We start from the raw sequence: 15,902 nt of genomic DNA on the forward strand, positions 1-15,902 counted from the left end.
TTAAATGAACTGGTATCCTTGGCTTACTGTACCTTATCGGCAATTAATTAATCAGTATATGACTGGGCATAATCATCATGCATTATTATTATATGATATTGGTGGAAATGGTATAGATGCGTTAATTTATGGATTAAGTCGATGGCTAATGTGTCAACAAAGAAAAAATGAAAAAAGTTGTAATCAATGCTATAGCTGTCGGTTAATGCTAACTAATAATCATCCTGATTATTATTTATTAGATACAAAAAAAGATAAAAATAGTTTAGGTATTGATTCAATTAGACGAGTAATAGACAAGTTACATACTCATGCACAACAAGGAGAAAATAAAATTGTAGTACTGCCTCATATTGAATTATTAACTGATATTGCTACTAATGCATTATTAAAAACTTTAGAAGAACCTCCCGAAAAAATTTATTTCTTATTACAGTGTTGTCAGTCATATTGTGTATCACCAACATTACGTAGTCGTTGTTTATATTACTATCTTACTAATCCAAATATAAACTTGAGTTTATCGTGGTTAACTAGTAGGATTTCGGCAGAACCTATTACTATTTTAACAGCACTTAAATTAAGTGCAGGAGCACCCTTAAAAGCTGAACAGCTGCTACAACCAGAACAATGGCAACGCCGATTAACGTACTGTTCTGTATTAGTCGATACGCTTTCATCTGGTAATATATTATCATTTTTACCACAGTTAAATCATGATGATATTGACAAACGTTTATACTGGTTAATTTCATTATTAATTGATGCATTAAAATGGCATCAAGGATGCAGTAGATTTATTATTAATCAGGATCAACAATCTTTAGTGCAGTTATTAGCATACTGGAGATCTATTCAAACGTTATTAAAATTAACAGACCAATGGTTACGTTGTAGTCATCGATTATTATCAATTACTGGTATTAATCGAGAATTATTGCTAACCGAACAATTACTTAACTGGGAGAATTTATAGTACTCTATTATAATTTATTTGAAATTTATTATACTTGTTATCTTTTTATTAAATAATTTATCAAAATATGCTCAAATAACAATTAACTTCTTTTATTTTATAAATAGTATATTACTCTTTATGTTTTTCTTCTTTATTAAACGTAATGGAGAAAATTTAAAATTGATTTATAAAGTTTATGTAATTCATTCTCTTTTATAATGAGCCTATTATAATTTTTTCACTATAAAATGGGTTTATATATTATGTTATTAATTGATTCTCATTGCCATCTTGATTGTTTAGATTATCAAAATTTGCATGATAGTGTTGATGATGTGCTAGCTAAAGCAGCAGCACGTGATGTTGGTTTTGTTTTAGCTGTAGGTACAACGTTATCTAGTTTTAAAACTATGATAACTGTTATTGGTGATCGTAAAAATGTTGCATTTTCTTGTGGAGTACATCCACTTAACCTTAGAGAAAAATATGAATATCAACAATTATTAAAATTTGCTACTGCTAGTAACGTGTTAGCATTAGGAGAAACTGGATTAGATTATCATTACCAAAAAGATAATCTTCAGCGACAATGGGAGTCGTTTTGTTGGCATATTGCTATTGCGCGTCAGTTAAAAAAACCAGTTATTGTACATACACGTAATGCGTGTGAAGATACGCTTACTATTTTACAAAATGAGCAGGTTCAGGATTGTGGTGGTGTATTACATTGTTTTACGGAAGATCAGACTATAGCTGGTAAATTATTGGATTTAAATTTTTACCTATCATTTTCAGGTATTATAACTTTTCGTAATACCCAATCAATACGAGATGTTATAAATTATATTCCGTTAGATAGGTTACTTATTGAAACAGATTCGCCCTATTTAACACCAGTGCCTTATAGGGGAAAAGAAAATCAGCCAGCTTATGTGCGGGAAGTAGCTGAATATATTGCTAAACTTAAAGGTATTACTATAGAAACATTGGCAGAAATAACAACAAATAATTTTATTAAACTATTTCATTTAAAAGACTTCTAATGAAGTATTATTTAACATGAATCAATCGCACAAATATTTATTCAATAATTAATTACTGAAATTAATAATTTTTCATATTTTTTACTATTTATTTAAAGAAATATGAATACTATTAAATACTAAAAAGTAATTTATTTTATTTTCTATAAAAATAGAAAAATATTAAAGATACTTTAGTTAACCTATTTCCATAGTAAGGAATCGATAAAGAATAATAAAAAATTATTTTAATGCCAATTAGGAGTACATTTAATTATGTTTAAGAACGCATTTGCAAACCTACAAAAAGTAGGTAAATCGCTAATGCTACCAGTGTCTATATTACCTGTTGCAGGTATCTTATTAGGCATAGGTTCAGCTAATTTGAATTGGCTACCTACTGTAGTTTCTCATATTATGACAGAAGCTGGTGGTTCAGTATTCTCTAATATGCCATTAATTTTTGCTATTGGCATTGCATTAGGATTTACTAATAATGATGGTGCATCTGCACTAGCTGCTGTTATAGCTTATAATATTATGGTAAAAACTATTTCAGTGGTTGCTCCACTAGTTTTGCATATGTCAGGAGAGGAAATCTCCGATAGGCATTTATCTGACACTGGAGTATTAGGTGGTATTATGGCTGGTATGATTACGGCCTATATATTTAATTATTTCTATCGTATTAAATTACCTGAATACCTAGGTTTTTTTGCAGGAAAACGCTTTGTTCCTGTTATCTCTGGTTTTGTTGCTATCTTATTAGGTGGGGGGTTATCGTTTATTTGGCCACCAATAGGCAAAGCAATGCAAACTTTTTCACAATGGGCGGCTTACCAAAATTCAATAACTGCATTTACTATTTACGGTATTATTGAACGTGCACTACTTCCATTTGGTCTTCATCATATCTGGAATGTCCCTTTCCAAATGCAAATTGGCGAATACATTAATACAGCAGGACAAATATTCCATGGCGATATACCACGCTATATTGCAGGTGATCCAACAGCTGGTAAATTATCAGGTGGTTTTTTATTTAAAATGTACGGTTTACCTGCCGCAGCAATTGCGATTTGGCACTCAGCTAACCCCGAAAACTATGTAAAGATTGGCGGTATAATGATTTCTGCTGCATTAACTGCATTTTTAACTGGTATTACTGAGCCAGTCGAGTTTGCTTTCATGTTTGTAGCTCCTGTTTTATATATAATTCATGCAATTCTTGCGGGGTTAGCTTTTCCTATTTGTATTTTTTTAGGCATGCGTAACGGAATAAGTTTCTCTCATGGATTAATTGATTTTATTATATTAAGTGGTAATAGTAGCCAAATTTGGCTATTTCCTATAGTAGGTATCTGTTATAGCTTTGTGTACTATCTTATTTTTCGCGTATTGATTATTAAATTAAATCTAAAAACACCAGGTCGCGAAAATGAGTTATACAAAGAAACTATGAGGAATAATAGCGAAATATCAGCTGCGCTGGTTGCTACTTTCGGTGGAAAAAATAATATCCTTAATTTAGACGCCTGTATTACTCGTTTACGGGTAAAGGTAGTAGATATTACTAAGGTAGATCAATCTGGTCTAAAAAAACTAGGTGCCACTGGTGTTATTATTTCAGGTTCTGGTGTTCAAGCTATTTTTGGTACTAAGTCTGATAATTTAAAAACAGATATGGATGAATATATTCGTAGTAATAATTATATCTTAAATAGGCTGTAACCTATTTAAATAATACCTATAAATTTAAGTTTAATAAAATAGAATCTGTCGCTCATACTACGTAAACTCTTTACTTTTTTAATAAAAAGGAAATACTATTATGAATAAAGAAACAGTTTTTAGTAAAATTATACAAAACGCCAAAAAAGATGCCAAACAACGTACTAAATTTGCTAGTATAATTTATCATGATGAGTTAGTAACGGCATTTCATGATATTAGACCTCGAGCACCTACTCATATTTTAATTGTTCCTAATATTTTTATTCCCACTCTCAATGATGTTACTTACGAACATGAGCCTACATTAGGGCGAATAATCACTGTTGCTGCTAAAATTGCTAAAGATGAAGGTATTGCAGAAGATGGTTATCGATTAGTTATGAATTGTAATCGTAATGCTTGTCAAGAAATTTATCATATTCATGCGCATCTAATTGGTGGCTGTTATCTAGGGGCTACTATTAAAATTGATGAGAATAATAAACACTAAGCTTATAATTATAATAAATTATCGTTAGTAAATAACTTAGCAATAGCTTCTAAGCATCTTTTATGCATCCTCTAATAAGTAATTTATATTGCAAAATATTTTTTTACAAGAATTTTAATAATACTAGTGTTTGTTATATTATATAATTATGGTATTTTAAAAAATATTACTATTAATTAGTAGTAAATACTAGTTATAAAGTCTTCAATGTTAACTATAGGTATTTGAGTGATATTACTGATAGCAATTTTATAAATCGTTCTTAATAAGAATGTTATCTCTGGTGATTTAATATTTATGATTATCATTATTATTGTAAATAAAACCAAGTTATAAGGTAGGTACGTAATATTTTTATTAGTATAGATGATAAAGAATTGATTTGATTGCTATTTATAAAGTTAAAATGATTGCTATATAGTAAAATAGAAGATAATAATTCAATTATATAATTAACCTAGTGATATTTATTTTATAACATTTATTTATTTTATAATAGTATTTAAGGCTTATATTTACTTAATATTAATAAGTATAGTATATTCTAAAATAGTTTTAGTTAGGATAAAATAAATGAAAAGGTATTTGTTTATAGTTCTAGTCATTTTAATATTGACTGGTTGTCCATTACAACCACCAGATAGATTACAATTGCCAGTAGTAATTAAACCATTAAAACTATTACCTCCTCCTAAAATTGTATCATCAACAACAGATACTGTACTACAAATGCCTAAAATTAAATCGATAAATTGGGTTGCTAATATAGAACCATTTATGGTGAAAATGTTAAATATAAATAATATAACTATAGGTAGTACATTATTATTGGATAGTGTAAAAAATAATACTAATGGCAAATTACAGGCTGATAAAGTAACAGAAGCATTGCATCAAGTATTGATCTCGAATAAAAAATTTATACTTGTTTCAAACTATCAATTAGCAAAAGCAAAACGAACATTAGGGTTATCTGAAGAAGATAGTTTAGGATCACGTAGTAAAGCAGTAAGTTTAGCTCGTTATATTAATACAAAATATGTACTTTATAGTGATATAAAAGGTGATAGTAAAGCACCGATTATTGATATGCAATTAATATTAGTACAAACAGGTGAGATTATTTGGTCAGATAATGGACCTATTAACTTAAAAGATTCTTGATTATGTTTAAGAGATACTCGTTACTATTAGTAATAATAAGAGAGAATAGAATTCTAAATACTCTTAGCTTATTGTAATTAAAGTTATCTATAAAAATTTATATTACATAAATTAATAGTTAGTTTTTTAGATAGCGTGGTTAATACTCTAAATTACTTAACTTATAATACATACTATAAATAATATAGGTATACTATGAAATATATTTTAAATAAAATTATCTTAGCTACTAAAAAATAAATTACTTTTAAAAGTAATGCTTATTATATTTTTGTTACCTTTATATAAATATATATATTTTATTCTTTATTTTATTTTTACTATACTATAATAGTGTGCTGTTCAAAAATTAATAATAACTCTTTAATAAATTTTAATCTTTGTGCTCTATCACTAAGATCTTGTATAAATTTAATTTTTGCAGGTCCTTCTAACTGATATGTTTGTGGTTGATGTTTTAATAATCTAATTAGATAATTAGGATCGATATGATTGTTTATGCCAAATTCAATAAATCCACCATATTCGTTACCTTCAATCCGTTTTATTCCTAATTTTTGTGCTTGTTGCCGTAATGAAGCTATCTGCAATAGATAGAGAGCAACATCAGGTAAAGACCCAAAACGATCTATTAGCTCAGCTTTTAAATTATTCAGCTCTATGTTATTTACTGCATTTGCAATACGTTTATAAAATGATAAACGAATCTTGACATCAGATATAAAAGTATCAGGTAGTAATGTTGGCATATGCATTTCAATTTCTATTTGATGACGAAGCAGGTCTTCTATCGAGGGTTCACGCCCAGCTTTTAACGCACTAATTGTATTTTCTAAGATTTCCATATAAAGAGAAAAACCAATAGTTGTAATCTGACCACTTTGGTTATCACCTAATAATTCACCTGCACCACGAATTTCTAGATCATGTGTAGCTAACGCAAAACCAGCACCTAAATCTTCTAATAAAGCGATAGCTTCAAGACGTTTCTGGGCATTATTAGTTATTTGTTTTACTTGAGGAACTAGTAAATAGGCATAAGCTTGATGATGAGAACGTCCTACGCGACCTCGTAGTTGATGAAGTTGCGCTAAGCCGAAGCGATCAGCTCGATCTATAATAATTGTATTAGCACATGGAACATCAATTCCAGTTTCAATAATAGTAGTACAAACTAAAATGTCAAAGCGGTGATGATAAAAATCATTCATAACTCGCTCGAGATCTCGTTCATGCATTTGCCCGTGACCAATAGCAATTGTTGCTTCAGGAACTAATTTTGCAAGTTTTTTTGCTTCTTGTTCAATTTTTTCAACTTTATTATATAAATAAAAAACTTGTCCACCACGTAATATTTCACGAAGAATTGCTTCACGTAGAATAAAAGCATCATATTCTTGCACGAAAGTTTTTACTGCTAGACGTCGTGCAGGTGGTGTAGTGATAATTGATAAATCACGTATTCCATTCATTGCCATATTTAGTGTACGCGGGATAGGCGTAGCAGTTAGTGTAAGAATATCTATATTAGTACGCATAGACTTGATCCGTTCTTTATGGTGAACACCAAAACGGTGTTCTTCATCGATAATTAATAATCCTAAATCTTTCCAATGTAGGTCTGCTTGTAATAATTTATGTGTACCAATGATAATATCGATTTTACCTTCACTGATTTTTTGCAAAATAATTTGCTGTTCTTTAAGACTACGAAAGCGGGATAACATTTCTATTTGTACTGGCCAGGTAGCGAAACGATCACGAAAATTATTAAAATGCTGTTGTGCTAATAAGGTTGTAGGTACTAATACTGCAACTTGTTTATTATTAATAAAAGCTAAAAATGCAGCACGCATAGCAATTTCTGTTTTTCCAAAACCAACATCACCACATACTAATCGATCCATAACTAATGGTTGACACATGTCATTTAATACGGCATGAATAGCTTGTTCTTGATCTACTGTAAGCTCAAATGGAAAACCTTGACAAAATAGAGAGTATTGTTTGTTATTTTTTTTAAATTTAAAGCCAGGTTTAGCAGCGCGCTGAGAGTAAATATCTAGTAATTCAACAGCAATATCACGTATTTTTTCTGCTACTTTTTTTCGTTCTCGATTCCAAGTATCCCCACCAAGCCTATGTAACGGTATATTTTCATCTGTGCTGCTACAATAATAACTAATAAGAGATAGAGAGGAAACAGGAACATAAAGCTTATCTTCACCAGCATAAATTAGTATTAAGTATTCAGCTTGAATACCTCTTGTTTCCAATGTTATTAGCCCAAGATAACGTCCTACGCCATGTTCTAAGTGCACTACAGGTTGACCTGGGTTTAATTCTACCAGGTTACGAATTAGCATATCTGTATTAATAGTATATCGATTATCTTGATGTCTACGATTTATTCTTTTACCAAGTAAGTCATTTTCACAAATTAATGCAAGTTGTTTTTTAGTATTAAGGAACCCGCATTCAGCAGTACCAGTCATTAAATAATGCCCAGGTTTTATTGCTTGTGAGAGATGACTAATTACTACTGGATTTATTTTTATTTGTGCTAATAGTATTTGTAAGTTTTCTTTACGACCTTCACTTTCTACTAAAAATACTATACTACCGTTAAATTGTTTACTAAAACAATCTAAATTATTCATAGGAGCTTTATGTTGAGCCTGCATTATTAATATTGGTAAAGGTTGGTAAGACAAATTAGTATTAGTATTTTTAGTTATTAGTGTTTCACTTTTTAGCTGTATACGTGGCCACTGTTTTAGTTGAGAAAAAATTGTATTTATATTAAGCCATAATTCATTAGGCGCAAGTAAAGGACGCATTGGATCTATTCGACGACTCTGATAACGTTGGTTAATATCTTGCCAAAAAATAGTAGCAGGGGTAACTAAATCATTTATATTAATTAATAAGGTATTTTCTGGTAAATAGCTAAATAACGTTGGTAGAGGTTGATTAAAAAATAGTGGCTGCCAATATTCAATACCAATAGGTAAAATACCTTTGCTAACTTGTTGATAAATATGTTCTGCATCATGCCGTACTTCAAATTTTTCTCGCCATTGATAACGAAATAATTCAATTGCTGCCTTATCAGTAGGAAATTCATGGGCAGGTAATAGATTAATTTGTTTTATTTCTGATAATGTGTTTTGTAAATTAACATTAAATAGGCGTAGACTATTAATTTTATCATTAAAAAAATCAATACGACATGGTTCTTTATTACCCATTGGATATAGATCTAATAAAGTTCCGCAGATAGCAAATTCACCGTGTTTAGTTACTTGATTAACATTATGGTAGCCTGTTTGTTTAAGTTGAGTACATAATTTATCACGGGAAATATATTGCCCCTTTTTTATTAATAGTATATGACTACGAAGAAATTCATAAGGACAAACACGTTGCATTAATGTGTTAATCGGTAAAATAATAACACCGCAATCCATTGTTGGTAATTGATAGAGGCAAGATAAGCGAGAGGAAATAATATCTTGATGTGGAGAAAAGCTATCGTAAGGCAAAATTTCCCAATCCGCAAAGATAGAAATAGGTTGTGTAGAAAATTGTAGAATTTCATCATGTAATCGTAGTGCACTTTGCATATTTGCAGTAATTAGTACTACTAATCCAGTATAGCGATCAATAATTTCTGCACATTCAATAGCATAAGCAGCGCCAACTAATTGACCTAGTTGACGCATACCTTTACTATGTTTAGGTAATGAATAATACTCTATTTGTAGTGGCATAAGTAATTAAATAATTCCAATTTAATAAAAAATTTAATAAAGAAATTTCATAAACACTAACAAAAAACTCATTTTAGTATGTAAGTTAGCAGGAGCGTAGACCTATGTAATTTTTATAATAAAACTTGCATTTTCTAATAAAATTTGCATATATAAAAGTAGCTGGTTTAATAAAATTAATCTAGTTTTATTATTAAAAATTAATTAGCACTAGAAATAGGATCTATTTAGTTTCATGTATCAATTTGTTACATTATTTATCGGTTTACGTTATATACGTGGGCGTACTTCTGACCGTTTTGGACGATTTGTTTCGTGGTTTTCAACCATAGGTATTACGCTTGGGGTAATAGCATTAGTTATGGTGCTATCTGTAATGAATGGGTTTGAAAGTAATCTACAAAATAAAATTTTACAACTAATACCTCAAGTATTAATAACCACTAAACAGGGGTTCCTTGATCCACAAAAAATACCTATTTCAACATTGAAAGAACTACGAGGTGTTAATAAAATTGTTCCATTAACTACTAGTGATGTAATTTTGCAAAGTATACATAGCGTCGGGTTAGGAGTAATCTTAGGCATTAATCCACAACAATACGAGCCACTTGCTAATTATTTTGTAAATGTACGCCAAGAAGTCCTACAGCCTGGTAGATACAACCTTATTATTGGTATAAAACTAGCACAAGAATTAGATGTTAAGCCGGGAGATAGCCTTCGTCTAATAGTACCTAGTGTTAGCCAGCTTACTCCAATGGGGCGTATTCCTAGCCAACGTTTATTTAATGTTAGTGGTATTTTTACTGCTAATAGTGAAGTTGATAATTATCAACTATTACTTAATCAGCAAGATGCTTCACGCTTAATGCATTATCCTTTAGGTAATATTACTGGCTGGCGATTGTTTTTATTACAACCATTACAAATTGATAGATTACAGGCACATCCACTTCCTATAGGAGTATTATGGAAAGACTGGCGATTATATAAAGGTGATCTTTTTCAAGCAGTACATATGGAAAAAAATATAATAGGGTTATTATTAAGTTTAATTATTGCAGTAGCTGCTTTCAATATTGTTACTTCGTTAGTATTATTAATAACAGAAAAACAAGGTGAAATAGCTATTTTGCAAACTCTAGGACTTAGTCGTGGAAAAATTATGAGTGTATTTATGATACAAGGCGCTAGCACTGGCATTATTGGTGCATTTATAGGAGCAGTAGTCGGTGTTATATTAGCTAGTCAGTTGTCAACTTTAATTTCTTTTTTAGATTTTTTAATTAATGGCATTTCTTTACCTGTCGTTATTAATCCATTACAAGTAGCGCTAATTATTTTATTAGCAATTTTAATAGCATTATTATCTACGTTATATCCTGCTTGGAGTGCTACTGCTATTCAACCCGCTAAAGCATTACGCTATGAATAATTACTTCTCTCAATACAAAAAAAAGTTACAATGTAAACGCTTACTAAAATCTAAAAATTTATTGCAATGTGAAAGTTTATGTAAAAGTTATCAAGAAGGCTCGTTACATACTGATGTATTACATAATATTACTTTTGCTATGCAAACTAAAGAAATGATGGTGATTGTTGGTAGCTCTGGTTCTGGGAAAAGCACATTATTACATCTACTAGGTGGTTTAGATTCACCAACTTCTGGTAGGATTATTTATCAAAATAATTTTATTAATCAACTATCCTGTAGTGCGCGAGCAAAATTACGTAATACTGAGCTTGGTTTTATCTATCAATTCCATCATTTACTACCAGATTTTACTGCACTAGAAAATGTAGCGATGCCATTATTAATTGCTGGTAATAATAAGACTATTGCCCAGAATAAGGCAAGGAAGATATTAGTAGCGGTTGGATTAGAAAAAAGAAGTCAGCATCGTCCTTATGCATTATCTGGTGGTGAACGTCAAAGAGTAGCAATTGCACGTGCTTTAGTTAATAATCCATCGCTGGTATTAGCGGATGAACCTACAGGTAATTTAGATCAGTATACTACAGATAGTATTTTTAATTTATTATGTGAATTAAATATTAATTATGGTACTGCTTTTTTAGTTGTTACTCATGATCTATCATTAGCAAAGCAGTTTAGTAGGCAACTTGAAATGCGTGATGGTTGCTTACAATTACCTACTATAATGAAAAAATAGCAGTGTTTACTTTACCTCTATCTCTTACAGTAGCGCTACGTTTTAGTACTAGTTCTCGTACAAATCGTAATGGAAGCATAGTATCGCTGATTTCAGTAATATCTACCTTAGGGATTGCGTTAGGGGTAGCAGTATTAATTATTGGACTGAGTGCTATGAATGGTTTTGAACGTGAGCTAAAAAATCGGATTTTAGCAATAATTCCACAAGGTAAAATTACTTTTTTAGAACAACCAATTAGTATCTGGTCAACTATTATAAAAAAAATTGAGCAAGTAACTGGAATTATTGCTGCTGCACCTTATATTGATTTTACTGGTTTAGCAGAACACCACTTACAGTTACGAGCAATACAGATAAAAGGTGTTGATCCAAAATATGAAGAAAAACTAAGTGCATTACCAAATTTTGTACTTAACCATGCTTGGGATTATTTTCATGCAGGTAGACAGCAAATTATTCTAGGAAAAAATTTAGCTAATACGTTAGCTGTAACGCAAGGTTCATGGTTAACAATAATGATTTCAAATCATAAATCTACAATAAAATTACCACAACCAAAGCGTATTCGTTTACAAGTAGCTGGTATATTTCAACTTAGTAGTCAGCTAGACTATAGTCTAGCATTTATACCTTTAGAGGATGCACAACAATATTTAGAAATGGGAAGTAATATAACAGGAATAGAAATAAAAGTAACCGATGTTTTTAATGCTCAGCAATTGACACGTAACGCTGCAGAAGCAACACATTCTTATGTTAATTTTAGTAGCTGGGTTAATACTTATGGTTATATTTATCGTGATATTCAGACAATTCGCTTTATGATGTACTTAGCAATGATACTAGTTATCAGTGTTGCCAGTTTTAATATTGTTTCTACTTTAGTGATAACAGTAAAAGAAAAAAGTTGTGATATTGCAGTATTACGCACCTTAGGAGCAACAGACAGTTTAATCCGCATGATCTTTATCTGGTATGGCGTATTGGCAGGACTGATTGGTAGTGTCAGTGGCATTATTATAGGTAGCCTAGTTTCTTTACAATTAACATCTATTATTAATAGATTAGAAAAATTATTAGACCATCAATTTTTCTCAGGAAAAATTTATTTTATTAATTTTTTTCCTTCTGAATTACATGGAATTGATGTAATTTTTGTATTAATAATTGTTCTATTACTCAGTTTATTTGCAAGTTGGTATCCTGCTCAAAGAGCCAGCAAAATTAACCCCGCAAGAATATTAAGTGGACAATAATGAATAAAGATAAGATGCTATTATACTTAGTATTAGTTTAAATTTTTTTATTTTACAAATAAAATAAATTAAAAATTAACTACTTTTAGTCTTTATTTTCCAATATTTATTATCTATAAATTAAAATTAATAATATATATAAAAATCAGTACGATATATAAACAATTCTAATTCTTATATTTTCTGTATAAAAAATTAGATAGCTATATATTTTTTAAACTAAATTAATACCTATAATAAAAAATATTTATATTTTAAAAAATTTTTTATTATAGGTATTAATTTTTATATACTAGAAAATATAGTAATAATTTATTAGAAATAATTGGCATAGTTATTAATAATTATGCTAATTAAACTCTATAATCTAATAGAATATAAATGAATACTATAACAAATACCTTATAACTTAATACATAAAAAATAATTATATTTATTAAAATATTAATTAACATCAATATGTTATATTTATTTTTGTAAATAATTATATAATCTATACTATAAACTAAAAATATAACTACAAGAAGATTATAAAAAATTTTAGCTATATTTAATTAGTTTTATAAAAAATTATTTACAGGATTAAAATTTTAATATTGTATTTATTTATTATAAATAATAAGGTAATAGTTATCAAATTAAAATTTATTTAAGTTTATTCAAGTATTAATACTATACTATTTAAAATAAAATCATAATAATAAAAACAATATAGTATTTTACTATCTATTTGTTATTACTTAGTATTCTTTTAGTAATTAAATATTTACATGAAATTGACTAATAAATCAAATCAAGAATATATTTTAATTTTTTAGACAAAGTACTTATCTAATCAATGAATGTGTTATTTTTTTATGTATAAATTTATTATTGAGTATAATAACTGTATAGTAATAAACTAATTTTTATTAGTTTATAGTAAATATTTGTACATAATTAAATAATACTACAATGAAGACTATAACAAGTACTAGCAAACTATCAGTTAAGTATTTGCTATTACTAGAAGATAATAAAGAAAGTTAATACTATCTAAATACAAGATTATAGTTAATTTTAAAATTAATTTTTTAATAGTTTTATTTATCTTATTTTTTTGTTACTAATAGTAATTTATAGTATATAATACATAACTTATGTCTTTCGTGAATTATAGTATTTTACTTAGAAAATAATAAAGAACAAAAAATTTTATTCTAATTTAAAATAAAAGTTATATCTACAATAGATTTTTCAAAAATTAATAAAAACAACTAGATAAATTATTTATTAAAAACAAGAATAAGAGGTATAAATAAAAAAGTAGCATATTTATAATCAAAGAACTACATTTTATTTTTAATTTATTAGAGATATTTTAATAACATAATAGATATCTCTAATAAATTATAAGGTATATATTATAATAAATATTATTTAGTATAATATATTAAGAAATAGATTGGTTTTTTTATTTTGTCTATTTTAATAATACCTAGATAATAGTAAAATTTTTATATGCCTAGTTATTAAAATTAATTAGATATAATTTTTTATATAAACTTAATTTTCTTATTAAATCTTTTTTAAACCTACTTTAAAACTTAAATACTACATTATCTAGCATATAAAATCCTCATACCTATATCTTAATAAGAGATTATATGTACTTTAATTTTTTGTATTTTTTATTAAGATTTTAAAAAAGTTTATTAAATATTAACAGTAATTTTTACCTTAAATATTTTATAAATTAATTATATAGCGTTATCCTTATAATATATTTTAAATAAAATTACAAAAAACAGAAAGATAATACGCATTATTAATTTATATAAAGCGTTTTAACTTAATCTAATTTATATTAAATAAAATTTTAGACCTAAAAACAAGCAGAAAAGCATTAAATACTAGCTCGATTTTTAATATTGTATTTTAAATATTTTATTATTTATAGAATACATATTACCTATAATAATAACCATTATTTTATGAATTAGTGTATTCTAGTTACTAAAACGTAGATTATAGAATCTATACTAAATTTTATAGTAAAATTTAATATACCTTAATGCGTGATAGATACTTCCAATACTTCTACTCTAGATATTAAGTATTCTGTATTAATAAGTATTAAAATAGCTCTCTATACTAAGCAAGAATACCATTCTATCTATTTAGTAATAGTTTTATTAAATGCTAAGTAATGTTAATTTATTTAATTTATTATTCAGACTATTATTTCCTATACCAAAGTGTATTGTTGTTTATGTAGATTAGAACTTATTTTTCTTTAATAGCTAATACATGTTGACGAAATGTTAATGGATAAGTAATCTTGATATTATGTAAAAATAAATTATTTATATATCAAATATTAAATTATAAGATCTTTACTACTATATAAGTATTGCTATATAAAGATATTGCTAATAGTTTCTATTTACTTAATAATTTACTAAAACTAGTTATTACTTTTTATTTTTGGTGGTAAATTATCTTTACTAAAATAAAAGATTTTGCTATTTATGTTCTGTATATAATTTGCTATACAAGGCATTTATATTCATTAGACTTAGTTTATTATACCCACATCATTAAAATGATGGGGTAGACTGCATACGAGTTACTGTGTCAATGATAGCTTGTATCTGTGAATCAATTTCAATATTTACTAGATCAGATAAGCATTTTTTTCCTAATATTGTTCGGGTTAGGGTTTCTGGGATTAAATTAACACAAAAATGATGATCCTTTATTTTACTCACAGTTAAGCTAATACCATCAATAGCAATAAATCCTTTATATAATACATAATTCATTATTTTTTTATCGGCAATGCGAAACCAAAGCTGATAATTATTTTCTGAAGTACAAATTTTAGTAATTTCTGCAGTACAGATAATATGACCTGACATTAAATGACCGCCAATTTCATCACCAAATCTGACTGCTCTCTCTAAATTAACGTTATCACCAATATTTAGTTGGCCTAAATTACTAGTAAGGAGTGTTTCTTTTATTAAATCAAAACTAATTAAATCTTTATTAATAGCAGTTACTGATAAACAGCAGCCATTATGTGCTACTGAAGCGCCTAATGTTAAACCAGGTAACATAGTTAACGGAAATTTTAGGGTATGAGTACGAAAATTAATTGCATGATGAATAGTAACTATTGGTGCAATACCTTGAACAATACCGGTAAACATAAAATTAATACCTCTTAGTTATATATAAAATAGAGCGTAAAAGATTATCATAAGTAATAATTTTATAGAGTAGTAGTTAAATAAATATTCGCATAATATACTTTCTTAAAGTACAAAGAGGATTAACT

The 15,902-nt window shown here is 27.9% G+C and carries 10 protein-coding genes; 8 read left to right on the forward strand and 2 right to left on the reverse strand.

The features are described 5' to 3' along the window. Positions 1-4 precede the first annotated feature (4 nt). The 5 genes from AB4W73_RS00385 to lpoB all read left to right on the forward strand — a co-directional run bounded on the left by AB4W73_RS00385 (position 5) and on the right by lpoB (position 5,368). Positions 5-976 (forward strand): DNA polymerase III subunit delta' C-terminal domain-containing protein, encoded by a 972-nt coding sequence (locus AB4W73_RS00385; protein WP_367680495.1) that lies wholly within the window; start codon positions 5-7, stop codon positions 974-976. 245 nt (positions 977-1,221) lie between these two features. After that, positions 1,222-2,001, forward strand: coding sequence for a metal-dependent hydrolase (locus AB4W73_RS00390; RefSeq protein ID WP_367680496.1), 780 nt, complete (start codon positions 1,222-1,224; stop codon positions 1,999-2,001). Between the two features lie 255 nt (positions 2,002-2,256). Then, positions 2,257-3,711, forward strand: coding sequence for a PTS glucose transporter subunit IIBC (ptsG, locus tag AB4W73_RS00395; protein ID WP_367680497.1), 1,455 nt, complete (start codon positions 2,257-2,259; stop codon positions 3,709-3,711). Positions 3,712-3,811: 100 nt separating this feature from the next. Beyond that, positions 3,812-4,204, forward strand: a complete 393-nt coding sequence (locus AB4W73_RS00400; RefSeq protein WP_367680498.1) for an HIT domain-containing protein — start codon at positions 3,812-3,814, stop codon at positions 4,202-4,204. Between the two features lie 573 nt (positions 4,205-4,777). Then, positions 4,778-5,368, forward strand: coding sequence for a penicillin-binding protein activator LpoB (lpoB, locus tag AB4W73_RS00405; protein WP_367680499.1), 591 nt, complete (start codon positions 4,778-4,780; stop codon positions 5,366-5,368). 320 nt (positions 5,369-5,688) lie between these two features. On the opposite strand, the gene mfd is transcribed toward lpoB, so the two are convergent. Then, positions 5,689-9,141, reverse strand: coding sequence for a transcription-repair coupling factor (gene mfd, locus AB4W73_RS00410; protein WP_367680500.1), 3,453 nt, complete (start codon positions 9,139-9,141; stop codon positions 5,689-5,691). Between the two features lie 235 nt (positions 9,142-9,376). Between mfd and lolC the strand changes: the two genes are divergently transcribed. Genes lolC through lolE form a run of 3 tightly spaced genes read left to right on the forward strand, consistent with a single transcriptional unit; the run spans position 9,377 to position 12,580 of the window. Beyond that, complete coding sequence (gene lolC, locus AB4W73_RS00415) at positions 9,377-10,579, forward strand: lipoprotein-releasing ABC transporter permease subunit LolC (RefSeq protein ID WP_367680501.1); 1,203 nt, start codon at positions 9,377-9,379, stop codon at positions 10,577-10,579. Then, positions 10,572-11,321: a lipoprotein-releasing ABC transporter ATP-binding protein LolD gene (gene lolD, locus AB4W73_RS00420; protein ID WP_367680502.1), complete on the forward strand. Its 750-nt coding sequence runs from the start codon at positions 10,572-10,574 to the stop codon at positions 11,319-11,321. Before lolC ends, lolD begins: the two co-directional genes overlap by 8 nt. Before the next feature lie 2 nt (positions 11,322-11,323). Further along, positions 11,324-12,580, forward strand: coding sequence for a lipoprotein-releasing ABC transporter permease subunit LolE (gene lolE / locus AB4W73_RS00425; RefSeq protein WP_367680727.1), 1,257 nt, complete (start codon positions 11,324-11,326; stop codon positions 12,578-12,580). A gap of 2,579 nt (positions 12,581-15,159) precedes the next feature. Here the strand turns inward: lolE and AB4W73_RS00430 are convergent. After that, complete coding sequence (locus AB4W73_RS00430; RefSeq protein WP_367680503.1) at positions 15,160-15,774, reverse strand: riboflavin synthase subunit alpha; 615 nt, start codon at positions 15,772-15,774, stop codon at positions 15,160-15,162. Positions 15,775-15,902: the final 128 nt, after the last annotated feature.

The organism is Candidatus Fukatsuia anoeciicola (genome assembly GCF_964059965.1).
GTDB classification, from domain to species: Bacteria; Pseudomonadota; Gammaproteobacteria; order Enterobacterales; family Enterobacteriaceae; genus Fukatsuia; species Fukatsuia anoeciicola.